18 protein-coding genes are annotated in these 22,479 nt (G+C 67.5%); 5 read left to right on the top strand and 13 right to left on the bottom strand.

The window, feature by feature from the left end:
* The 11 genes from GBA63_RS16640 to GBA63_RS16590 form a co-directional block, all read right to left on the bottom strand.
* Positions 1–1,443: an aldehyde dehydrogenase family protein gene (locus GBA63_RS16640; protein WP_166177892.1), complete on the bottom strand. Its 1,443-nt coding sequence runs from the start codon at positions 1,441–1,443 to the stop codon at positions 1–3.
* Positions 1,444–1,570: 127 nt separating this feature from the next.
* Positions 1,571–2,002, bottom strand: coding sequence for a universal stress protein (locus tag GBA63_RS16635; protein ID WP_166177890.1), 432 nt, complete (start codon positions 2,000–2,002; stop codon positions 1,571–1,573).
* The gene (locus GBA63_RS16630) at positions 2,003–3,553 is read right to left on the bottom strand and encodes an APC family permease (protein ID WP_166177888.1); all 1,551 of its coding nucleotides are present in this window, start codon (positions 3,551–3,553) and stop codon (positions 2,003–2,005) included.
* Positions 3,537–4,907: an aspartate aminotransferase family protein gene (locus GBA63_RS16625; protein ID WP_166177886.1), complete on the bottom strand. Its 1,371-nt coding sequence runs from the start codon at positions 4,905–4,907 to the stop codon at positions 3,537–3,539. The genes GBA63_RS16630 and GBA63_RS16625 overlap by 17 nt, the downstream gene beginning before the upstream one ends.
* A 4-nt stretch (positions 4,908–4,911) precedes the next feature.
* The gene (locus GBA63_RS16620; protein ID WP_166177884.1) at positions 4,912–5,742 is read right to left on the bottom strand and encodes an ABC transporter permease; all 831 of its coding nucleotides are present in this window, start codon (positions 5,740–5,742) and stop codon (positions 4,912–4,914) included.
* On the bottom strand, positions 5,743–6,609 hold the full coding sequence (locus GBA63_RS16615; RefSeq protein ID WP_166177882.1) for an ABC transporter permease: 867 nt from the start codon (positions 6,607–6,609) through the stop codon (positions 5,743–5,745).
* Between the two features lies 1 nt (position 6,610).
* A complete protein-coding gene (locus tag GBA63_RS16610) occupies positions 6,611–7,714 on the bottom strand; it encodes a polyamine ABC transporter substrate-binding protein (RefSeq protein WP_166177880.1) in 1,104 nt (367 codons plus the stop codon).
* Positions 7,715–7,716: 2 nt separating this feature from the next.
* Positions 7,717–8,844 (bottom strand): ABC transporter ATP-binding protein, encoded by a 1,128-nt coding sequence (locus GBA63_RS16605; protein ID WP_228282145.1) that lies wholly within the window; start codon positions 8,842–8,844, stop codon positions 7,717–7,719.
* A gap of 2 nt (positions 8,845–8,846) precedes the next feature.
* Positions 8,847–10,310 carry a flavin monoamine oxidase family protein gene (locus tag GBA63_RS16600; protein WP_207956857.1) on the bottom strand — a complete coding sequence of 488 codons (1,464 nt, stop codon included), beginning with the start codon at positions 10,308–10,310 and terminating at the stop codon, positions 8,847–8,849.
* 118 nt (positions 10,311–10,428) lie between these two features.
* Positions 10,429–11,853 (bottom strand): NAD(P)/FAD-dependent oxidoreductase, encoded by a 1,425-nt coding sequence (locus tag GBA63_RS16595; protein ID WP_166177878.1) that lies wholly within the window; start codon positions 11,851–11,853, stop codon positions 10,429–10,431.
* 2 nt (positions 11,854–11,855) lie between these two features.
* Complete coding sequence (locus tag GBA63_RS16590; protein ID WP_166177876.1) at positions 11,856–13,220, bottom strand: aspartate aminotransferase family protein; 1,365 nt, start codon at positions 13,218–13,220, stop codon at positions 11,856–11,858.
* Positions 13,221–13,528: 308 nt separating this feature from the next.
* On the opposite strand from GBA63_RS16590, the gene GBA63_RS16585 reads away from it, so the two are divergent.
* On the top strand, positions 13,529–14,068 hold the full coding sequence (locus tag GBA63_RS16585) for a calcium-binding protein (RefSeq protein ID WP_166177874.1): 540 nt from the start codon (positions 13,529–13,531) through the stop codon (positions 14,066–14,068).
* 229 nt (positions 14,069–14,297) lie between these two features.
* On the opposite strand, the gene GBA63_RS16580 is transcribed toward GBA63_RS16585, so the two are convergent.
* Together GBA63_RS16580 and GBA63_RS16575 are read right to left on the bottom strand one after the other, a co-directional pair.
* A complete protein-coding gene (locus GBA63_RS16580) occupies positions 14,298–16,115 on the bottom strand; it encodes a S9 family peptidase (RefSeq protein ID WP_166177872.1) in 1,818 nt (605 codons plus the stop codon).
* A gap of 235 nt (positions 16,116–16,350) precedes the next feature.
* Positions 16,351–17,166, bottom strand: coding sequence for a MerR family transcriptional regulator (locus GBA63_RS16575; RefSeq protein ID WP_166177870.1), 816 nt, complete (start codon positions 17,164–17,166; stop codon positions 16,351–16,353).
* Positions 17,167–17,347: 181 nt separating this feature from the next.
* On the opposite strand from GBA63_RS16575, the gene ald reads away from it, so the two are divergent.
* The 4 genes from ald to GBA63_RS16555 all read left to right on the top strand — a co-directional run bounded on the left by ald (position 17,348) and on the right by GBA63_RS16555 (position 22,436).
* Positions 17,348–18,478: an alanine dehydrogenase gene (gene ald, locus GBA63_RS16570; RefSeq protein ID WP_166177868.1), complete on the top strand. Its 1,131-nt coding sequence runs from the start codon at positions 17,348–17,350 to the stop codon at positions 18,476–18,478.
* 93 nt (positions 18,479–18,571) lie between these two features.
* The gene (locus GBA63_RS16565; RefSeq protein ID WP_166177866.1) at positions 18,572–20,029 is read left to right on the top strand and encodes an amino acid permease; all 1,458 of its coding nucleotides are present in this window, start codon (positions 18,572–18,574) and stop codon (positions 20,027–20,029) included.
* Between the two features lie 15 nt (positions 20,030–20,044).
* The gene (gene speB, locus GBA63_RS16560; protein ID WP_166177864.1) at positions 20,045–21,001 is read left to right on the top strand and encodes an agmatinase; all 957 of its coding nucleotides are present in this window, start codon (positions 20,045–20,047) and stop codon (positions 20,999–21,001) included.
* Positions 20,994–22,436, top strand: a complete 1,443-nt coding sequence (locus GBA63_RS16555) for a sodium:solute symporter (RefSeq protein ID WP_166177862.1) — start codon at positions 20,994–20,996, stop codon at positions 22,434–22,436. Before speB ends, GBA63_RS16555 begins: the two co-directional genes overlap by 8 nt.
* Positions 22,437–22,479: the final 43 nt, after the last annotated feature.

Below are 22,479 nucleotides of genomic sequence, written 5' to 3'. Positions count from 1 at the left end.
TTACATCACCCTCCGTCCCGGCTCTTCGCCCTTGCCATACGGATACCACCACTCCTTCTTCTCGACCCTGGGGTCGATGTGGACGTGCTTGGACTCCTGGAACGCTTCGAGGCCTTCCCGGCCCAGCTCCCTGCCGATCCCGCTGCCGCCGTAGCCGCCGAAGGGGGCCGCGTCGTTGTCCGTGAGGGGGTCGTTGATCCAGACGGTCCCGGCCCGGATTCCTCTCGCGCACCGGAGCATCTTCTCGAAGTCCTTCGTGTAAACGTTCGCCCCGAGCCCGAAAGGAACGGAGTTCGCGAGCTCTATCGCTTGGTCCAGAGAATCGACCTCGACGACCGGCACGACCGGCCCGAAGGTCTCCTCGCTCATCACCCTCATCGACGGCTCGACGCCGGTCAGCACGGTCGGTTTGTAGAAGAAACCCCTGTCTCCGAAGCGTTCTCCCCCGGTGACGAGCTTCGCGCCGCGGTCCAGCGCCTGGCCCACGTGGTCTTCGACCTTCTGCCGTCCCTTCGCGTTGATCATGGGCCCCACGTCTGTACGTTGGTCCATCGGGTCGCCGATGTTGAGCGACTCGACGAAGCTCTTTGACGCCTCGACGAAGTCGTCCGCGACCTTCTTGTCCACGTAGAAGCGCTCCGACGAGGTGCAGACCTGCCCGGCGTTCAGGCATGCGGCCCACACGGCGCCCTGGGCGGCAACCTCCACGTCCACGTCGTCGCAGACTATGAAGGGGTCCTTGCCCCCGAGCTCCAGGTTCGCCCGCATCAGACGCTCGGCGGCCGTCACGCCGACCTTTCGCCCCGTCTCCTGGCTCCCCGTGAAGGCGACCATGTCGACGCCGGGGTGCCGCACGAGCGCCTCGCCCACGTCCCCGGCCCCGTAGACCGCCTGGAAGAGGCCTTCGGGCAGCCCTTCCATGAGCTCCATCATGCGCCTGGTCCCGAGCGGCGTCTCCTCCGATGGTTTCAGGATAACCGCGTTGCCGGCGGCGAGCGCGGGCGCGACCTTCCAGGCCGCGAGCAGCAGCGGGTAGTTCCAGGGGACGATGCAGGCGACGGTGCCGACGGGCTCCTTCATGACCATCGCGAGTTGTTGGGGTTCGATGGGGGCGGGCAGGTAGCCGATCGAATCTCGCGCGATCTCCCCGTAGTAGTCGAAGCACGCCGCCGTCCACGTCACCTCGTCCCGGTTCTCTATAAAGGGCTTACCGCCCTCGCGGGTCATGATCCCGGCAAGCTCGTCCGCGTGGCCGCGCATCCTGGCCGAGATCTCATGAAAGACCTCGGCCCTGTCGAGCCCGGCGAAACCGCGCCACTCCTCGAAACCCCGCCTCGCCCTCTCGGCAGCGTCGTCCAGCTCCTCGCGGCCGGTCGTCGGGATCTCCTCTATGCCCTCCTCCGTCGCGGGGTTGACGATGGACAATCGCCCGTTCTGCGTCATGTGTTCTCCCTTACCTCTCGTAGACAACAAAGAACGTCGTGAGGCCCGCCGCGTCGCGGGGTGAACGGGTCGGGCCTTTGTATTGGCCGGGCGTCCCTGTCCGTGGGGCGAATGGGCCTGGAGACCATCAAGGGTTCTCGCCGGTAGAGGGGACGCAGAGCACCGGGACTTCAGAGAAGTGCAGGAGCTTGTGCGGGGTCGAGCCGAGGATGGCGCTCTTGAACGGGCCTTCGCCGTAGGTGCCGACCACGATCAGGCGCGTGGCGTGGCTGCGGGCCGTGGCCTCAAGGGCGACGGCCGGCCGCTCGGGGACCAGCAGGGTCTCCGCCTCGACACCAGAGGCCTTCGCCCTCTCCGCGGCGTCCGCGAGGGCTTGCTCCCCGATCTCATCCAGGGCGCGGCGGTGTTCGCGGAACTCCTCGCCCGCGGAGCGGCCCGGTGGCTCGTCGGCGAAGACGACCACGAGACGGTCGCCGAAGGCCCGCGCCTGCTCGATCGCCACGTCAAGCGCCATCCGGGTGGAGCGCGAGCCGTCGTAGCCGAGGACCACGTCTCCCATCTAGTCCCCCTCCGGCGGGGCGCCGACGGTCTCGCGCTGCGCGAGCGGGCCCTCCGTGGCCCCCGGGTGCGCCACCTCCGGGCGGCGCCCGAAGAAGCGTTCGTGCCCGCCGAGCCGCCAGAGCACCATGAAGATCGCCCCCAGCAGGAGGAAGCCGAGTCCTATGACGAGGGGCACCCCGAGGCCGAAGACCGAGCCGCCGGTGTAGGAGGCGCCGGGGTTGGCGAGGTCCACCATCGACCTGAAAAACAGGTAGGCCAGCATCAGGGAGCCGAGCACGGGCGCCACCCCGATAAACAGGAAGTTCTTCGCGCTCTTGAGGAGTTCGTGGCGATAGTAGATGGCGCAGGCGAAGCCCGTGAGGGCGTAGTAGAAGGCTATCATCAGGGAGAGCGCCGAGAGCGTGTCGAAGAGGAAGTTCTCCGAGACGAAGTTCAGCGGCACGTACCAGACGATGGCTAAGGTGCCCACGACGATGGTCGAGATGTGCGGCGTCAAAAAGCGCGGGTGCGTCCTGCCGAGGGAGGCCGGCATCGCGCCGGCGCGGGCCATCGAGAGGACCGTGCGCGAGGCGGGCAGGATCGTCGTCTGGGTCGAGGCCAGCGCCGACGTCAGGACCGCCAGGACGACCAGGCCGTCCCAGGGGCTCCCCAGGACGCCGGTCGCGACCGTGCTCAGGATAGCGTCGTCGTCGGCGAACTCCCTGGCCGTGCCCACGCCGGCGAAGGCGACCACCGCGGTCGTCACCGAGAGGTAGGTGACGAGCAGGATCACCGTGCTGGCGACCGCCGCCAGCCCCGGCGCGCTCTCGCTGTTTTCCGTCTCCTCGGTGAGGTTCACCGAGCTCTCCCAGCCCCAGTAGATAAAGACCCCGATCAGGAGCCCCCCGATCAGGGCGCTCGCGTCGGGCACGGCGAAGGGCGAGAACCAGGAGGCCCTCGGCGCGAGCGACTCCTCCGGGGCGGTGCCCCCGAAGACCCTCGCCAGCGCCACGACCGCGAAGAGCAGGAGCGCGCCGACCTGGGCGATGATCATGACGTCCTGGATGCGGGCAGAGAGCTCCGTGCCCACGACGCAGACGGCCGTCATCGCGACGATGATGACGACGGCGAAGAGCGTGATCGCCACCTTCGAGCCCGCGGCGCCGTCGAGGCCCAGGAACAGGTAGGTGTACCGGGCCGCCACGTCCGCCAGGGAGCCCACGACCAGGATGCCGGTCACGCAGATCGCCCACCCCCCGATCCAGCCGGGCCACGGGCCCATCGCCCGGGTCACCCAGGAGAACGTGGTGCCGCAGTCCTGGTCGGCGCGGTTCATGTAGTAGAAGGCGGTCGCCACGAAGAACATCGGCACGAACGACGCGAAGAGGACCGCCGGGGCCTGCACGCCGACGGTCACCACCACGAGCCCTATGACCGCCGCCAGCGAGTAGGCCGGCGCCGTCGAGGCGATGCCGATGATGAGCGCGTCCCTGAAGCCTATGGCGTCGCTCTTGAGCCCGTGCTCGGAGACCTCCGGGCTCGGGGCTTCTTCCCTACGCGTAGAGCTCATCCAGGGCCTCCGAGAAGATCTCCGTGTGCCGGTCCACCTGCGCCTCCGTGGTCGTGGGCGCCATTAGCGCCATGTTGTGGAACGGGGTTATAAGGACCCCGCGGTTGAGCGCGTAGAGGTGCAGGAGCGTCTCCAGGTCGTCGTCGTGGGAGGCGGCGGCCTCGCTTCCGTTTCGGGGCGGATCGGGGGAGAAGCCGTACTCCACCCGGCAGCCGAGCCTCACCACGTTCCAGGGGGCGCCGGCGCGGGCGATGGCTTCCCGCACTCCCTCCTCGAAGCGCCCGGCCAGGGGGACCGTGTGTCGGTAGGCGTCCTCGGTCAGCACCTGCGTCAGGGCGGTGCGCATCGCGGCCACGGAGAGGGCGTTGCCCGCGAGGGTGCCGCCCACGCCGCCGACGTCCACGTAGTCGGCGTCTTTCCGGGCGAGGGCCCGCCCGGCCACTTCGCGGGTAAGGCCGAAGGCCCCGGCGGGGACGCCGCCGCCGATAGTCTTGCCGACCGTCAGGATGTCCGGGGTCAGGCCGTGTTCGCGGGTGTAGCCGCCGTAGCCCGTGGAGATCGTGTGCGTCTCGTCGATGACGAGCAGGGTCCCGTGCCGGCGCGTGAGGTCCCTCAGGGTCTCGTGGAAGCCGGGGGCCGGGGGCACTATCCCTATGTTCGTCATCGCGGGCTCGGCGAGCACGCACGCCACGTCCTCGTGGGAGAGGGCTTCCTCCAGCGCCTCAGGGTCGTTGAACTCGACCACGCGGGTCGTGCGTTCGAGTTCAACCGGCGGGCCCACGTTGCCGGGACGGGCGACGACGCGCCCTTCGTGGAGGACGGCGAAAGTCTCGTCCACGGTGCCGTGGTAGCACCAGTTAAAGACCAGGATCCGGGGGCGGCCCGTGATCTCGCGCGCCATCCGGATCGCGAACCGGTTCGCGTCGGTGGCCGAGAGCGTCACCTGCCAGAGCGGCAGCCCGAACCGTTCGGAGAGGGCCTCGCCCACGATGGGTGCGTCGGGGGAGGGCATCATCGTCGTGATCGCGCGCGCGGCCTGGCCGCCCACCGTCTCGGCGACGGCCGGCGGGGCGTGGCCGGTCATCGCGCCCGTGTCCCCGAGGCAGAAGTCCGCGTACTCGTTGCCGTCCACATCGATCACGGTGGAGCCCTCTGCCTTTTCGGCGAAGACCGGGAAGCCGCCCGACCACTTCATCATCCAGCTCATCGGCACGCCGCCAAAGAGCGAGGTGCCAGACCGCTCGTAGAGCTCGCGCGAGCCGGGGTGTAGGCGTTCGAAGGACCCGCGCTCGCGCTCCAAAAGGTCCCTCACGCGCCCGCGCGGGATGTCCCCGGTACGGCCCTTCTCGATCATACCCTTACGAACCTTCCTTGCGGGCGAGCAGGCGGCTGCCGCCGAAGATAAGGAGCATCGTGGCGACCAGGACGACCGTGGAGAGGGCGTTGATAACCGGGCTCACGCCGAACTTGATCATGGAGTAGATCTTCAACGGCAGCGTGCTCGACCCGACCCCGCTCACGAAGAACGTGATCACGAAGTCGTCGAACGAGAGCGTGAACGCGAGCAGGGCCCCCGCCATCACGCCGGGCAGGATCAGCGGCAGCGTTACCCGGAAGAACGTCTGCACCGGGCTCGCCCCGAGGTCCTGGGCCGCCTCCTCCACCGAGCGGTCCATCCCGGAGAGGCGGGCCCGCACCACTATCGTCACGAACGAGATAGTGAACGCGACGTGGGCTATCACGATCGTCGTGATTCCGAGCTGGACCCCCATGGGGATGAACACGGCGACGAAGAAGACGAGCAGGCTCACCCCGACGACGATCTCCGGCATCACGGTCGCCATGTAGATCGCCGAGTCGGCGACCGTCTGGCCCCTGAACCGGTTGCGCGAGAGCGCGAGCGCCGTCAGCGTCCCTATCACGGTCGCGATGAGCGTCGCCGTGACGCCCACCGTCAGCGAGGTCCTGAACGCCTGCAGGATCGTCGGGTCGCTCAGGAGTTGGCCGTACCACTCGAAGGAGAAGCCCGTCCATACCTGGGTGCTCCGCGTCGAGTTGAACGAGAAGAAGATCAGGACCGCTATCGGCGCGTAGAGGAACAGGTAGACGAACACGGTGCCGAGGAGCAGGCCCCAGTCCGGAAGCCCCGAGAAGATCCCCTTGCCGGAGCCCTTCGTCGTCGCGGCCATCTAGACCCCCTCCAGTTTATCCGTGCCGACTTTGCGGATGTAGAACATGATCGCGCCGAGCAGGAGGACGCCGAGCATCACCGAGAGGGCGCTTCCGAAGGCCCAGTCGCGGGCCTGGAGGAACTGGTTCTGGATCAGGTTCCCCGTCATCAACGTCCGAGAGCCGCCGAGCAGGTCCGGGATGACGAATTCCCCGGCCGAGGGTATAAAGACGAGGATACTCCCTGCTATGACGCCGGGCAAACTGAGCGGGAACGTCACCCGCAAGAACGTCTGCCACCGGGTCGCGCCGAGGTCCTTGCCGGCCTCTTTGAGCCTGACGTCGAACTTTTCGAGGGCGGCGTAGAGGGGCAGGATCATGAACGGCAGGTACGAGTAGGTCATGCCCATCAGGACGGCCTCGGGCGTGAAGATCAGGTTCAGCGGCTCGTTCGTCAGCCCCAGGAACTGAAGGGTCTTGTTGGCGATGCCGTTGCCGCCGAGGATCACGACCCAGGCGTAGGCCCGGATCAGGAGGCTCGTCCAGAACGGGACCATGACGAGCAGGATCAGGGCGTTCCTCCACCGCCTCCCCTTGAAGACTATGAAGTACGCCAGCGGGTAGCCGAGCACGAAGCACAGGAGCGTCGTGAGCGCCGCTATGCCGAACGAACGGACGATTATCTCCAGGTACGTGGGCTCGAAGACCTTGAGGTAGTTGCCCGGGTTGAAGCCCAAAGTGATCCCGCCGTAGATCGGGCTCGACCCGAACGAGTACACCACTATAAACAGCAGCGGCACCATGAAGAAGAGCCCGAGCCAGAGGGTCACGGGCGCGAGCAGCGCCGCGAGCCCCAGGGACCAGCCCTTCGCCGCGCGCTCCCTCATCTCAGGAGCTCTTCACTTCGGTGAACAGGCGCTCGTACTCGCGCGTGGCCTCGCCCGGGTCCTCTATGACCTGCAGCCTGTCGAAGACGCCGTCGGGCAGGACGTAGCCGGGTAGGTCCTTGAGGGCGTCGTCGATCATGGGCAGGGCTGCGGCGTTCGGGGTGTTGTAGTAGGTGTAGTTGGAGAGCTCCGCCCCGGTCTTCGCGCCGAGGATGTAGTTGATGAGCTTGTGCGCGTTCTGGGGGTGCTGGGCGCCGTTGGGGATGCACATGTTGTCCGTCCAGCGGGTGGCGGCGGGCTTCGGGACGATGTAGTCGAGGTCTTCGTTCTCCGAGAGCGCGAGGAAGGCGTCGCCGCTAAAGACGTGACCGGCCAAAAGGTCGCCGTTCTGGACGAGCGGGCGGGCCTCCGTCGAGTCGAAGTACCCGCGTAGCAGCGGCTTCTGCTTTTTGAGCTCGTCCGCGGCCCTCTGGAGTTCTCCTGTGTCCCTGGAGTTCACGGAGAGGCCGAGCCTGTAGAGGGACGCGCCCATCGTCTCGCGGGTGTCGTTTAGCATGGAGATCTTGCCCGAGAACTCCTCGTCCCACATGGGGTCCCAGGACTCGGGGAGTTGGCCCATCTCCTTTTTGTTGTAGAGGATGCCCGTGGTGCCCCACTGGTAGGGGACGCTGTACTCGTTCTTCGGGTCGTAGGAGAGGCCCTCGTACTCCTTGCCGACGTTCTTGAAGTTGGGGATCTGGGACATGTCCAGCTTCTGGATGACGCCGGACTTGATCATGATGGCGACCATGTAGTCGCTCGGCACGATGACGTCGTAGCCGGTCCCGCCAGCCTGAAGCTTCGCCAGCAAGTCCTCGTTGGACGAGAAGAAGTCCTGCGTGACCTGTATGCCGGTCTGCTTCTCGAAGTCCGGCACGGTGCTCTCCGCGACGTAGTCGGCCCAGTTGTAGAAGTTGAGCTTCTTCTCCTCCGGGCCGCCTCCGCTTCCGCCGCCGCTCCCGGCGCTCGTGTTCGGCTGGCAGGCCAGCACGGAGAGCGCGGAGCCGGCGACGCCGGCCGCGCCCACCGCCCTCAGGAACCTTCCCCGCGAGATCCTCTTCGTCATCATCAACCTCCAAGTATCAGGCAGTTCGGCGCGTCCCACGCGACCGAGACCGCGTCCCCCTCCGATGGGCCGGAGGCGTCGTGGGCGTTCTGCTGGTGGAGTACCAGCTTTCCGCCACCCTCCAGCTCCACGATGTACTGCGTGCTCGCGCCGAGGTAGACGATCTGGCGCACCTCTGCCGCGCACACGTTGTCCCCCGAGTCCCCGAACCTGACCTTCTCCGGCCTTACCGCCGCGTGCACCTCGCCGCCCGCCGGCGCACCCTCCCCCCTGACGACCGCCTCGATCTTGAGACCCTCCCGCGTCATGAGCGTCGCCCTCTCCCCGTCCATCCCGTCGACCGTCCCAGAGAACACGTTCGTCTGCCCGATGAACCCTGCGACGAAGCGGTTGGCCGGGGTCTCGTAGAGGGTCGTGGGATCCGCGAGCTGCTGCACCTTGCCCTCGTTCATCACCGCGATCCTGTCGCTCATCGTGAGCGCCTCTTCCTGGTCGTGGGTGACGTAGACGAAGGTGATCCCGACCTCCTCCTGCAGGCTCTTGAGCTCCAGCTGCATCTCCTTCCTGAGCTTGAGGTCCAGCGCTCCCAATGGTTCGTCCAAAAGCAGCACCCTGGGCCGGTTGACGAGGGCCCTGGCGAGCGCGACCCGCTGCTGCTGGCCGCCCGAGAGCATGCCCGGCTTGCGCTTCTCGAAGCCGGCGAGCTGCACCATCTCGCACGCGTCGGCGACCCGGCTCGCCACCTCGTCCTTTGGCACTTTCGCCCTTCTCAGGCCGAAGGCGACGTTGTCGAAGACGTTGAGGTGGGGGAAGATGGCGTAGGACTGGAAGACGGTGTTGACGGGGCGCCGGTACGGCGGGACGCCCTGGACCTGCTCTCCGGCCACCTCGATCTCGCCGCGGGTAGGCTCCTCGAAGCCGGCGACCATGCGCAGCGTCGTCGTCTTGCCGCACCCGGAGGGACCGAGCAGCGAGAAGAACTCCCCCTCGTAGATGTCCAGGTTCAGGTCGTCCACCGCCACGAACTCCCCGAACCTCTTGGTCACGCCCGCCAGCCGCACGGCGACGCCCCTGGCGGCCTCCGGGCGGCTCGTCCCCGGCGGGCGTTCCCTCGTCTGCCTGTCTTCCACGCTTATCCTCCTGTCCCCGTGGCCCCTGCGCGGGGCCTACCCCTCGAACGGTCCACTTTGCCCGGTAGATCTCCTTGACCAAAACCCGCGCCGGTCAGCACGGATAGCACCTCCCGCGCCGCTCGCAGGCCCGACCCGACGGCGCCTTCCATGTAGCCGTTCCACTCAGAAGCCGTCTCCGTGCCGGCCCAGTGTACGCGCCCCACGGGCTCCTGCAGCGCGAAACCGTGGTCCAGAAAGAAACCCGGCACCGGAACGCCCGCGTACCCGCCGCGCGCGTGGACCTCGGCCCCCCAGTCGCACTCCGCGTAACCCCGCGGGTGGAGGGCCTCTTCCCCGAAGTACCGGGCGAAGCACTCCAGGACCGCGGCTTCGCGCTCGTCGGCGGACTCTTGCCCCCAAAGCCGGGCGTCCGCGCCGAGGATAAAGCCGGTCAGGACGCCCGCGTCCTCGCCCGGGGTCGTGTTGTCGCAGGTGACCCTGCAAGGGCCGGTGTCGCCCTCGGCCCGGCCGCTGAGGCCCATCCCGCGCCAGAAGGGAACGTCGTAGACGGCGTGGCACTTGATCACGGCCCCCATCGGCATCCGCTGTGAGAGCCCGTCTTGCGCGGCCGGCAGCGCCGGCTCGTACTCGATTCGCCCACGCAAGACCGGCGGCACCGCGACGACCACGGCCCCCGCCCTGATGGAGACGGCGTCTGACTCGACGAGCACCCCGTCGTGTTCCTGCGAGATCCGGCGCACCGGAGATGAGAGCACGACCCGCCCCTCCAGACCCTCCGCCACCCTGACGGACAGCTCCTGCGCCCCGCCCACGAACCTGGACTCCTCCGCCGATGCCTCTATCTCGAAGAGCCCGCCGGAGCCGCCGGAGGCTGCGACGTCCGAGAGCACGCCGAGGAGCGAGATGTCGCGCGGCTCGCAGGCGTACAACGATTGCACCGCCAGGTCTATGTAGAACCGGGCGCCCCTGCTTCGCGCGTGCCGGAGCTTCCACGTCTCGAGCGTCTGCCCGTCCCACTCGGCCGCCCGCCCCGCGGTCCACGGCGCCCCGGCCGGGACCTCCTTCGCGAGCCCATCCAGTGCTTCGAAGGCTTCCCGAACCTCCGAAGCGGCATCCGGCTCCCGGAAGGGAACCGCTTCGTCCTCTTCGTATTCCGAGCGGCTCCCGCCCTCGTAGAAGACGGTCCGTCCGGGAACCTCCGTGGGGAAGGTCTCGACGCCGAGCTCTCGGGCGAGGGCGTTCACGTATGGCTGCGCGGGGCCGATCCACTGCCCGCCCATCTCCACGGGTACCCCGCCGACGCGGCGGGTCCACGTCCTGCCGCCGACCCTGTCCTGAGCCTCGACCACGATCACCTCCGCGCCAGCGGCCCCGAGCTCCCGCGCCGCCACGAGCCCGGCGAGCCCCGCGCCGACCACCACCGCGTCGGCCGTCCCGCTGCTTCGCGTCCGATCGTTCGTCACCCGGCCGCCTCTACGATGCGGCGGGGGAAGTTGCGATCCGCCTCGGATGGTCTCCTGATCTTTCCTCTCTTCACCCCGTCTCCTCCTGTCTTGGCCGCCTTCGGGAAGCCCCGGGCTTTCAGTGCTTGCCGAGTCGTTCCGCCAGGGTCTTGCCCGTCGGGGGTTCGCCCGTCCGTTCGGCCCGGTCGTCCGCCCGCATCAGGCCGCGCTGCACGTAGCGGGCGCCGAGCCAGCGCAGCGGCTCGGGCTCCCAGGGACGCGGACGGTGGTTGACGGTCGGCAGACGGGTTACGTTCGTGTCGCGGGCCAGGATCAGGTCCGCGAGCGTCCGGCCCGAGAGGTTGGCGGTCGCGACCCCCTGCCCGGTATAGCCGCGGGCGGTCGCAACACCTTCGGCCGGGTCGTAGGACATCGTCGGCATCCAGTCGCGCGGCATGGCGAGCGGCCCGCCCCAGGAGTGGGTGAACCGCGCGGTTTCGAGGACGGGGAACCACTCGCGCGCCGTGCGGCGGAGCATCTCGTGGGTCGGTTCGTGAAGGTCGTACTCGTCCTCTATCCGAGAGCCGTAGTGGTACGGCGCCCCGCGGCCCCCGAAGAGTATGCGCCCGTCCGCGGTGCGCGAGAGGTAGTCGACCGTGTAGCGGTTGGAGGCGACGCACTCGCGGCCCTCCCAGCCGATCGTGGCCCACTGTTCTTCGGACAGGGGCTCGGTCAGCACGATGAGGGAGTAGATCGGCAGCACCTGACGTTTGAGCTTGCGCAGCCGCGCCAGGTAGGCCTCTCCCGCGAGCACGACCGTCCGCGCCCGCACGTCGCCCGCGTCCGTCACGAGCCTCGGGCTGGAGCCCGTCTCGAAGTCAGTAACGGGGGTACCCTCGAAGATCTCACCGCCGAGGCGCTCGACGGCCCTGGCGAGCCCGCGAGCGAGCCTCGCCGGGTGTATGGTCGCGCAGTGCGGGCTGAACAGCGCGCCCTCTGCGCCCGTGATCCTGACGCGCCGCGCCGTCTCTTCTTTGTCGAGCAGCCGCAGGCCGTCCTCCAGGCCGATGGCCCGCAACGACTCGTAGGAAGCCTCTATCCCGGGCACCTGGGCCGGGCCCCTGGCCACCCTGAGCTGCCCGCCCGGGAAGTACTGGGCGTCGATCCCCTCGGCCTCGGAGACCCTCCCCGTCTCCTCCACCGAGCCGCGCATCTCCAGCAGCAGGTTGCGCGCGGCCTCCTCGCCGAAGCGCCGGGCGAGTTCGCCCGGGGTGACCGGGAAGGCCGCGTTGCACCAGGCGCCGTTACGGCCAGACGCCCCGAAGCCTGCTGTCTCCGCCTCGAGGACGATCACGCGTAACGAAGGCTCCCGTTTGAGGAGGTAGTAGGCGGTCCACAGCCCCGTGAAGCCGGCGCCCAGGATCGCCACGTCGGCCTCGGCGGGACCCGCGAGAGGCGGCCTCGGGACGAGCTCCTCGCCCGCCGTCTCCAACCAGAAGCTGAAGGAGCGGTAGTCCCTGCTCTTGGAGTTTGCGGCCTTCCGCTGGCCGACGGTGCGGGTCAAGTTCAGCCCCGGTAGCCGAGTTCTTTTTCGAGCTCCGTGAGGGCCCCGTCCGTGATCTCGGCTATGCGGCTGAGGATCTCGCGGTCGGAGGTGAGCGCCGGGGAGAACTGGATGACGGGATCGTCCTTGTCGTCGAAGCGGCAGATGAGGCCACCCTCCAAAAGCTTCCTCGAAACGACGCCCTTGAAGTACTTCTGGTACTCGTCGCCCGCGAGCGGCGTCCCGTCTGCCCTCACGGGGTCGACCTCGACCGCCCAGAAGAAGCCCATGCCCCTGATCTCCTTGACGACCGGATGGTCGGACGCCATCCGCCTGAGCTCGTCCCCGAAGTGCCCCTCGAGGTCGTGGACGTTCTGCAGCAGGTTCTCGCGCTCCATGATCTTTATGTTCTCGAGCGCCACCGCCGAGGAGACCGGGTGCCCCCCGAACGTCGAGCCGTGCGCGAACATCGGCGCGTTGTCCTTCAAGGTGTGGGCTATCTTGTCGTTGACGACCACCCCGCCCATCGGCAGGTAGCCCGATGTCACGCCCTTGGCGAAGCTCGTCATGTCCGGGACCACGTCGAAGCGCTCGATGCCGAACCACTCCCCGAGCCGTCCGAAGGCGCAGATCACGGCGTCCGAGACGAGCAAGACGCCGTGGCGGTCGCAGATCTCGCGCACCCTCTTCCAGTAGTCCGGCGGCGGAACGAGGCACCCGCCCGCGTTCTGCACGGGCTCCAGGATGACGGCCGCGATCTGGTCAGGCCCCTCGGCCTCGATCATCTGCTCTATGGCATCTGCCGCACCCTCCGGGTCCTGCTGGGTGTTCTTCACGTGGAAAAAGCCGCTAGGCAGCGGCTCGAACGGCGCCTTGAAGCCGGGCAACCCCGTCACGGACAACGCGCCCATCGTCGTGCCGTGGTAGGCGACGTCGCGGGAGATGATCTTGTAGCGCCCAGGCTCCCCGTTGGCCTTGTGGTACTGCCGCGCCAGCTTGATGACCGTCTCCACCGCCTCGGAGCCCGAACTCACGAAGAACGTGCTGTTCAGATACCCCGGCGCTATCTCGGCGATCTTGGCCGCGAGCTCCAGGCTCCTCGGGTGCTGGAAGCTCCAGTTCGGGAAGAACCCGAGCTCTTTCATCTGCGCGGAGGCGACCTCGGCGAGCTCGGACCTTCCGTGCCCAACCTGCGTCGTGAACAGGCCCGCGAGCCCGTCTATGTAGCTGTGACCCTTGTCGTCGGTGACGTAAGAGCCCTCGCCCGAGACGATGACCGGCAGCTTGGACCAGTCTTCCGCGTACGGCGTGAAGTGCAACATAAGGTTCTCCACGCCCGCGAGCGGCGTGCTATCGCCATGCTCCCCGAGACCCCTCATCACGTCCATGCGATACCTCCTGAGGCCTGATGCGGCCAACTCCTTGTCCTTCACGAATACTACATGGTTACTGTAAGCCGATCAAGACGGGTGACAGGGGAAGTATATAGGGGAGGGGTAGTCCTTTGGACGGGGGGAGGGTTTTGTCTGGGGAGGTCTTATCCCGGCGGCCAGCGTGGTTGTTACCGAAGTGTTATCCAGGCGTGACCGAAGCGTTACCCGGTTGTCGCCGGGGCGTTACGCGGCGCCCTTAGAGTTCCAAATACAGCAACCGGGGAGGCCGGGGGCGAGGACGAAGGGAGAGCGGGATGGGGCGGATGGGTAAGGTTCTGGCGGCGGTGGCGATGATGGTTACCCTTTCGGCGGGTGCTGCGTTCGCGGCCACGGTCGACGGCACCGGGGGCGTGGACAGGCTCACGGGCGGCGCGGGCAACGACACTATAAACGGCCTCGGCGGCAACGACTCCTGGCTCAACGGCGGCTTCGGCAACGACACCGTCACCGGCGGCGCCGGCGACGACGACATCCGCGGCTCGGCCCCGAAGGGCGGCGGCGACAACGGCGACACCGGCCGCGACACCCTCTCCGGCAACGCGGGCGACGACTACATCCTCGGCGGACTCGGCGCCGACAAGATCAACGGCGGAGGCGGCGCCGACTACCTCTTCGACGGCGCCGGCGAGATGGGCTTCGACAAGTCCGTCGACACCATCAGCGGGGGCGCTGGCAACGACACCATCCTGGCCGCCAACGGCGACGACGCCAGGGACGTGATCTCCTGCGGCGCGGGCCGCGACACCGTCCAGGCCGACAGGGGCGACAAGGTCGCCAACGACTGCGAGAGGGTGCGCCGCTAAGCCAGAGCGAAAACCCTCCCCATCCCGGGCCGGCGTCCTTCGGGGCGCCGGCCCTTTTAGCTGGTCAGCAGTCAGCGCGCTCCGGCTTCGCCTCCGCTCTCGGCGGTCAGCTTCTCAGTGAAGAGAGATACGTCTAGTTTAGGGACGAATTGGTCACGTGCGCCTCGAGGGACAAGAAGGGGCAGACCAGCGCCCAACACGACTGGCTGAAAGCTGACGGCTGACAGCTTCAGCCAAAGGCTGCTTCGAAGAAGTCTGCCAGTCGCGGGTAGAGAACTTTCAGGTTCCAGGGGCGGGCTATACCGTGGCCCTCATCCTCGAAGGTGAGCAGTTCGTAGTGGATGCCCTCGCGGCCGAGGGCCTTGACCACGACGTCCACGTTATCCGGGGTGACGTTCGGGTCTTGCATGCCCTGGACTATGAGGAGTCTGCCCCAGATGTCTTTCACGAAGTTTATGGGGGAGCGTTCGTGGTAGAGATCCGGGACCTCTTCCGGGGTGCCGCCCATCATCTCCTCGCTGTAGGGGCGGAGGTCGGGGCGGGTGGCGTGGTAGTCGACGGTGAGGTCGGTCATGCCGCAGATGGGGGCCGCGGCCGCGACGAGGTCGGTCGGGAAGTGCGTGATCGCCCACCACGCCGAGTACCCGCCGTAGGAGGTGCCCGTGATGCCGACGCGGCCCGCTCGGGCGACGCCGGCCTCGATGAGCGCCTCTATGCCCCGCCGGATGTCCTCCTGCTCCCGCCCGCCCCAGCCATCCTCCTTGATCGAGTCCTGAAACGGGAGCCCGAACCCGGTGCTCCCGCGGTAGTTGGGCGTCATGACGTGGAAGCCGCGAGATACGAGGTACTGGACCTCGGCGTTGAACCGGTCTTCGGCGTGGCTGGTCGGGCCGCCGTGGACGAGGATTACCGTCCCGACGACATCGGCCGGAGCCCGGTACAGCCACCCCTGGACCTCCAGCCCGTCCGCCGACCGCCACCTGAAGTCTTCCGCCGCGGCGAGCCGGTCCGTGTCGAGGGAAGTCCGATCCTTTAAACCTGTAAGGCTGGTAGTCGAGCCGCCCTCCGGATCGTAGCGGATCACATCCACGGGATGACGGGCGTCGTAGCGCTTGCACACCCAGCCGCCGCCGGCCCGCGCCAGCGGCACCAGGTTGCCCCGAACCTCTGGCGGCGCGAACTCTTCGCCCGTCTCGGGGTCCAGAAGAGACGCCCTGATGCCGGCTCCCTCGACCTCGATTACGACCACGGGCCCCCCGTTCGGGGGGGCGAAGGCGTCCTCGACGTTGCGCCCCGGGTCGTCGAGCAGCCACAGCACGCCGCCCTCCATCTCCCAGACGCCGACCCGCCGGTAAGACCCGGCCTCGGCGACGAAGAGGACGCGGCGCCCATCGGGGAACCACGAGGCCGAGACCTTCGCCCGGGCCCCGAAGTTCAGGATCTCATGGTCCTCCCGCCCCTCGATATCCACCAACCACACCTGCTGCCCCGCCGGGTCGAGCTCGTTGCGCGAGTAGAGCACGTGGGTCCCCTGACGGTTCAGCTCGGGCCACGGAATGCTGCCCCTCTCGGGCCGGGCGAGCGCCAGGAGCTCCCCGCTCTCGAGGTCGTGCCGGTAGAGCCGATCCGCCTCGGTCTCCTCCCCGCTCTGGGCGTCGAGGTTCGCCGAGTAGACGAGCCAGCGCCCGTTCGGGTGCAACTGCCCGCCGTGCAGGTAGTAGTTTGGGCTGGGACCGGTCAGCGGCTCCATCACCCCGGGCTCCGCGAGCCTCACCCGGTACAGCCGCTCCCGCTCGTCCCCATCCGTGTCCTGCGTAACGAGGACCGCCTCCCCCTCCGGCGTCCACGAGGCCACCACCGTGTCGCCCTCCGAAGTCTCGGTAAGACGAACCGGCGGCGAAGACCCGTCCGTCGGCGCCGCAAAGACGTCAGCCGCAGGCCCAACCCGCGACCAACTCCAAACTACCCACCTCCCGTCAGGAGACACCTCCGGCCCCGACAGCACCGGCACGGAGAGCAACGCGGCCAGGAAACGGTCATCACCCATAAACCCTCCAGGGGAATTAGCTATCAGCTTTCAGCCCGCTCCGGCTTCGCCCACTCTCCCAGCTATCGGCTCTTGCCACGATTGTCGAACACCGAAAGCGTTGGCAAAACGGGCACCCACGCTCTCCAGCATTCCCCCGAAGCGTCTCGCCCATGCCTCCAGCATCCGGCCACAACCACAAAAAAGCCGACGGCTGACGGCTGAAAGCTGACAGCGCGGTCCGCGCAGCGGATCGCTAGAAAGTCGGCGGCGTGTTGACGTAGACCGCTTCTACCGGCCCCTCTTCGGCCCACCAGCGATGGGGGGTGGTTGAGGGGAAGTAGAGGGTGTCGCCGGGCGACATCCGGAAGGTGCCCTGGTCCTTGAGCTCCACGTGGAGGTGGCCCGAGACCACGTAGATGAACTCCTCCCCCGTGTGCGAGTAGAAGCCTTCGCTGCCGGCCCCGGCCGGCACCCGCAGGTAAGAGGGGTCCATCGTCTTCTCCCCGGACGCCATCTCCTCGAAGCGCACGCCGTTGTCCCACTGCATGACGGGGCGGTCCGAGCGCCGGACGAGCGGCTCCGCCGCCTCGAGGTCTGCCCCGAAGAGCTCCCGCATCGTCACCCCGTAAGCCCCAGCGAGGCTCCTCAGCGACGCCACCGACGCGCCCGAGCCCCCGCGCTCCAGCGCGGAGATAAAAGAGATGGAGAGCCCGGTCGCCTCGGAGACCTCCTTGAGCGTCTTGTGCGCCTTGACGCGCAACCGCCGCAGCCGCTCGCCCGGGGCCTCGGAAGGTTCGGCCGCCGGACGGTCGCCCGAAGCCCCGGTGTTTTCGGCCGCGCCCATCTGCTTGCGGATGGCGGCGAAGTTCAGCCCCTCGACCTTCCTCAGGTGCTTGATCTCCCGCAGCCGGCTCACGTCGGGCTCCGTGTACACCCGGTACCCCCGGTCCGTCCTGCGGGGCCTGACCAGGCGCTCCCTCTCCCACAACCTCAAGGTCTGCGGCGCAAGCCCCACGGCCTGCGAGACCTCGCCTATGGAGAACCCAACCGAACTACCGCTCGCCGCCAACCCGCCTCCCATCAAGGTGCCGATATCCATGAATGATTATTGTAATCACCGCACGAAAAAGCAAATCATCCCGGCCCGAAGAGGCCGGAAAATAGACCTTTCTCACAGCAACCTTGCACGTTTATAGTAACGTTGTTATAAGGTAGGAAGACTACGCGTTCTTCGAGGGAAGGGAAGCGGAATGGCGACAGTGGTCGGGGTACCCAAGGAGATCAAGGACATGGAGGGGCGCGTCTCCATGCAGCCGGACGGGGTCGCGGAGCTGGTCCACCACGGCCACGAGGTCGTGGTGCAGTCCGGGGCCGGTGGCGGGGCCGGTTTCGCGGACGAGGAGTACGCGGCGGCGGGGGCGCGGCTGGTCGACGGGCCCGGGGAGGTCTTCGAGGCGGCCGACCTCATAGTGAAGGTCAAGGAGCCCGTCCCGGAGGAGTACGACCGCTTCCGGGAGGGCCAGCAGCTCTTCACCTACCTGCACCTCGCGGCGGACAAGGGGCTCACGGAGTTCTTGATGGAGAGGAAGATCGACTCCATCGCCTACGAGACCGTGGAGCTGCCCGACGGGAGCCTGCCGCTCCTGACGCCGATGAGCGAGGTGGCGGGCAGAATGGCCGTGCAGGCGGCGGCGCACCACCTGGAGAGCCCGAACGGCGGGGCCGGGCTGCTGCTCGGGGGCGTGCCCGGGACGCCGGCCGCGAAGGTTACCATCATCGGCGGGGGCATCTCGGGGACCGAGGCGGCGAAGATAGCGCTCGGGATGCGGGCGATAGTGAGGGTGCTCGACATCAACCCCAAGAGGCTCGCCTACCTATCGGACATCTTCGAGGGTCGGGTGGACCTCGTGATACCGAACCGGGCCAGGACCGCCTCCTACGTCGAGGAGTCCGACGTGGTCATAGGGGCGGTGCTCGTGGCGGGGGCGAAGGCTCCCAAGCTGGTGAGCCGGGAGATGATAGCGAGCATGAGGCCCGGCTCGGTGGTGGCGGACATCGCCATCGACCAGGGCGGCTGCTTCGAGACGAGCCGGCCGACGACGCACTCGGAGCCGACCTACGTCGAGGAGGGCGTCGTCCACTACTGCGTGGCGAACATCCCGGGGGCGGTGGCGAGGACGTCGACGCTGGCCTTGACGAGCGTGACCCTGCCTTACCTCATCAAGATCGCGGACGAGGGCGTCGAGGGGGCCTCCTCGGCCGACCCGAACCTGGCGAAGGGCCTCTCGACGCTTAATGGGGAGCTCGTGCACGGGCCGGTCGCCGAGGCCCACGGCCTGCCCTACACGGACCCCCAGAAGTTCCTCAGCGGGGCGCGTTAGGCCGCCGCGCGTTTCCCCGGCCCGGGTTGTGCGGGAAAGGGCGTAGCATGTAAGCTGCGCCCTTGGGGAACCAGCGCCGACGAAAGGGGAAGCATGGCCGAGGCGACCGCGGGCGAGAGGACCCAAGAGGGGCAGGGCAAGCTTCAGGCAGGCTTAAAGCGGCGGCACATGACCATGATCTCGCTCGGCGGGATCATCGGCGCCGGCCTCTTCGTCGGCACCGGCCCGATCCTCAACCAGGCGGGCCCGGCGACCATCCTCACGTACCTTCTGACCGGGACCCTGCTCATCCTAATCATGCGGATGCTCGGGGAGATGGCCGTCGCCCGGCCCTCCGTGGGCTCCTTCTCCGACTACAGCAGGATAGCTTTGGGAAACTGGGCCGGGTTCGCCATAGGTTGGCTCTACTGGTATTTCTGGGCCATCGTCGTGGGGTTCGAAGCCGTCGTGGCCGCCGGTATCCTGGGCCAGTACATCCCCGGGATACCGCCCTGGGTGATGGCCTTCATCCTCGTGTTGTTGCTCACGGCGACCAACCTCTACTCGGTGGGGTCTTACGGGGAGTTCGAGTTCTGGTTTGCGGGGATAAAGGTCGTGGCGATCCTGATCTTCATCGGGCTCGCCGCCTTGTTCGTGATCGGGCTCTGGCCCGGCGGGGGCGTCGGGGTCTCGAACCTCTACGACGAAGGCGGGTTCTTCCCGAACGGGCCGCTGGCGATGTTCAGCGGGGTGGCGACCGTCATCTTCGCCTTCGTGGGGGCCGAGATCGTGACCATCGCCGCCGCGGAGTCCGACGAGCCGGGCAGGAACGTGGCCCGGGCGACGAACGCGGTCATCTACCGGGTGCTTATCTTCTACGTCATCTCCGTCTTCTTCGTCGCGTGCATCGTCCCATGGGACACCGGCTTTACGGACGACGTGCTCAAGAGCCCCTTCACCCTGGCGTTCGGCGAGATCGGGATACCCTACGCGCCGCTCTTCATGAACCTCGTCGTGCTGACGGCCGTGCTCTCCGTGCTGAACTCGAGCCTCTACACCACGAGCCGGATGCTCTTCGCCCTCACCCGCCACAACGACGCCCCGGGCTTCCTGACCAAGACGACCCGTCGGGGCGTCCCGATCTGGGCGATCCTGGCCGGGACGATCTTCGCCTACGTCTCGGTCGGCATCTTCTATTTTTTCCCGGAGGAGGTCTTTACCTGGCTCATCAACGCCTCGGGGGCCATAGCGCTCTTCGTCTACCTCCTCATAGCCATCTCCCAGCTCGTGATGCGCCGTCGCCTGGAGCGGGACAACCCGGAGGCGTTGCAGATAAAGATGTGGTTCTACCCGTGGCTGACGTACCTCTCGATCTTCGGCATCGTCCTGGTGCTCGGCGCCATGTTTTTTATAGAGGGGCTGCGGCCCCAGATCATCGCGAGCCTCATAAGCCTCGGGGTGATCATGGTCGCCTACCTCCTGCGTCGCGCCTTCGGCCCGCCGCAGCGGGACCCCGCAGCGGTGATTAGCGAGGAGACGACCGCCCACGGTGAGGCCGCCCGCAACAACTAGACAGGAGAACCCCGCTTGACCCGGTACGAACCAGCCGACTCGTTCGCGACCCCGCGCTTCTCGGACGTCCGCACCTTCATGCGGCTGCCCAACAACCGCGACCTCGACAACGCCGACGCCGCCATAGTCGGCGCCCCCTTCGACACCGGAGCCACCTTCCGCGTCGGCGCCCGCTTCGGACCGGAGGCGATCAGGAGCGTCTCCCACCTCCTGCGACGCCACAACTCCGGCCTCGGCGTCACCATCTTCGATTACCTCTCCGTGATCGACTACGGCGACGTGCCCGTCGTGCCGGGCTTTATCCGGGAGAGCTACGAGACGATCGCCGAAGGACTCGAACCCATCCACCGCGCCGGCGTCGTCCCCATAGTCCTCGGCGGCGACCACTCCATAGCGCTGCCCGAGCTCCGCGCCGCCGCGGCCGTCCACGGACCTCTGGCCCTGGTCCAATTCGACTCTCACCCGGATACCTGGGACGCCTACTTCGGCCAGGAGTACACTCACGGAACACCTTTCAGGCGGGCGGTCGAAGAAGGGATACTCGACCCCTCGCGTTCGATCCAGGTCGGTATGCGCGGTTCCATCTACGACGAGCGCGACTGGGACGACGCGAAGGAGATGGGCTTCGACCTGGTACCTACGGACGAGGTGCGCGATCTCGGAATACCGGCCGTAATAGAGCGGATAAAGGAACGCGTCGGCGACGCGAAGGCCTACGTCTCTTTCGACATCGACTTCGTCGACCCCGCCTACGCCCCGGGCACCGGGACGCCGGAGATCGGGGGCTACACGAGCCGGGAGGCGCAGGAGTTCGTGCGGGGGCTGGTCGGAATAAACATCGTCGGCTGCGACGTGGTCGAGGTCTGCCCGGCCTACGACGGCCCCGGTCAGGTAACGGCGCTCGTGGCGGCCAACGTGGCCCACGATTTTCTGGCGTTGATCGCCCTCCAGAAGAAAAACCGGGATGGGTGACGCCCTCGACTACCTGGTTCTCGGCCTCTACTTCGCCGCCATGCTCGGGGCGGGGTACTGGGGGCTGAGGCGGGCGGGCAGCACGGAAGATTATCTGGTCGCAGGGAGGAGGCTCGGGCCGGCGCTCTACATCGGGACTCTGAGCGCGGTGGTGCTCGGGGGGGCGTCCACCATCGGGAGCGTGTCGTTGGGGTACGAGTTCGGCGTTTCGGGGATGTGGCTGGTCTTCATGATCGGGCTCGGGATCATAGCTTTGGGCATCCTGCTCTCGACCCGCCTGAGCCGGCTCGGCGTCTACACCGTCTCGGAGATGCTCGGCATTCGCTACGGCGCCTCGTCGCGGCTTATATCCGCGATCATCGTGGCGGCCTACGCGCTCATGATCGCGGTTACGTCCACCATCGCCGTCGGCTCGGTCTTCGACGTCGTCCTCGGTCTGCCGCCGACGCTCGCCATCCTGATCGCCGGCGGCGTGGTCGTCGCCTACTCGGCTCTGGGTGGCATGTGGTCGATTACCCTGACGGACTTCCTGCAGTTTTGCGTGATGACGGTGGGGATATTCCTGATCCTGCTGCCCCTTAGCATTACCAGGGCCGGCGGCTTCTCCGGGATGGGCGGTGAATTGCCCGGCTCTTACTTCGACCCTTTCTCCATCGGCGGGCAGACGATCTTCACGTACTTTTTGCTGTTCTTTTTCGGGCTCATGATCGGGCAGGACATCTGGCAGCGGGTCTTCACGGCCCGTGGCCCCTCGGTCGCCCGGTGGGGCGGCGTCGTGGCCGGGCTCTATTGCCTGCTGTACGGCCTCGCGGGGGCCCTGATCGGGACGGCCGCCCGCGTCCTGATCCCGGACCTCCCCAACTCGGACAACGCCTTCGCCCGAGTCGCCGGCGAGGTCCTGCCGGCCGGCGTCCTTGGCCTGGTGCTCGCCGCGGCCCTGGCCGCCGTGATGTCCACCGCCAGCGCGGGACTTCTGGCTTCGTCCACCATCCTCGCCAACGACGTCTACGCCGGCCTCTTTCGGCGCGAGGACCACGCCGGGGCCGGGGAGTACAACGCGAGCCGGCTGGCGACGTTGCTCGTCGGGGTCGTGGTTCTCGTCATCTCGGTGCTCGTTAGCGACGTCGTGGGCGCGCTGACGGTCGCCTACAACCTGCTCGTCGGAGCCCTGTTCGTGCCCATCATCGGCGCGTTGTTCTGGCGGCGGGCTACCGGGGCCGGGGCGCTGACCTCAATGGCGATCAGCGGGGCCGTGGTCGTGGTGCTGATGATGCTTCTCGGGCTCGAAGCCAACGCGCCCATATATGTGGGGATACTGACCAGCCTCTTCTTTTTCGTCGTCGTAAGCCTCCTCACGCCGAGGGCTTCTTCGGAGACCATGTCGGCCTGGGAGCGCCGGATAGGCGGGGAGGGCGCCGGGAGCCGGCGCGCGTAAAAGAGACGGCCGGACGTTTTGTGGGCAGAGAGAGGATGGGTCA

Origin of the sequence: Rubrobacter tropicus, from assembly GCF_011492945.1 — a bacterium.
Classification (GTDB): domain Bacteria; phylum Actinomycetota; class Rubrobacteria; order Rubrobacterales; family Rubrobacteraceae; genus Rubrobacter_D; species Rubrobacter_D tropicus.
The sequence above is the reverse complement of the archived record's forward strand: the minus strand, read 5'-3'. Positions and strand labels throughout refer to the sequence as shown.

Excerpts from the sequence above, each read along its gene's own strand:
- GBA63_RS16640 (WP_166177892.1), bottom strand. The coding sequence starts at position 1,443 with ATGACGCAGAACGGGCGATTGTCCATCGTCAACCCCGCGACGGAGGAG.
- GBA63_RS16635 (WP_166177890.1), bottom strand. The coding sequence starts at position 2,002 with ATGGGAGACGTGGTCCTCGGCTACGACGGCTCGCGCTCCACCCGGATG.
- GBA63_RS16630 (WP_166177888.1), bottom strand. The coding sequence starts at position 3,553 with ATGAGCTCTACGCGTAGGGAAGAAGCCCCGAGCCCGGAGGTCTCCGAG.
- GBA63_RS16625 (WP_166177886.1), bottom strand. The coding sequence starts at position 4,907 with ATGATCGAGAAGGGCCGTACCGGGGACATCCCGCGCGGGCGCGTGAGG.
- GBA63_RS16620 (WP_166177884.1), bottom strand. The coding sequence starts at position 5,742 with ATGGCCGCGACGACGAAGGGCTCCGGCAAGGGGATCTTCTCGGGGCTT.
- GBA63_RS16615 (WP_166177882.1), bottom strand. The coding sequence starts at position 6,609 with ATGAGGGAGCGCGCGGCGAAGGGCTGGTCCCTGGGGCTCGCGGCGCTG.
- GBA63_RS16610 (WP_166177880.1), bottom strand. The coding sequence starts at position 7,714 with ATGACGAAGAGGATCTCGCGGGGAAGGTTCCTGAGGGCGGTGGGCGCG.
- GBA63_RS16590 (WP_166177876.1), bottom strand. The coding sequence starts at position 13,220 with ATGGACGTGATGAGGGGTCTCGGGGAGCATGGCGATAGCACGCCGCTC.
- GBA63_RS16585 (WP_166177874.1), top strand. The coding sequence starts at position 13,529 with ATGGGTAAGGTTCTGGCGGCGGTGGCGATGATGGTTACCCTTTCGGCG.
- GBA63_RS16580 (WP_166177872.1), bottom strand. The coding sequence starts at position 16,115 with ATGGGTGATGACCGTTTCCTGGCCGCGTTGCTCTCCGTGCCGGTGCTG.
- ald (WP_166177868.1), top strand. The coding sequence starts at position 17,348 with ATGGCGACAGTGGTCGGGGTACCCAAGGAGATCAAGGACATGGAGGGG.
- GBA63_RS16565 (WP_166177866.1), top strand. The coding sequence starts at position 18,572 with ATGGCCGAGGCGACCGCGGGCGAGAGGACCCAAGAGGGGCAGGGCAAG.
- GBA63_RS16555 (WP_166177862.1), top strand. The coding sequence starts at position 20,994 with ATGGGTGACGCCCTCGACTACCTGGTTCTCGGCCTCTACTTCGCCGCC.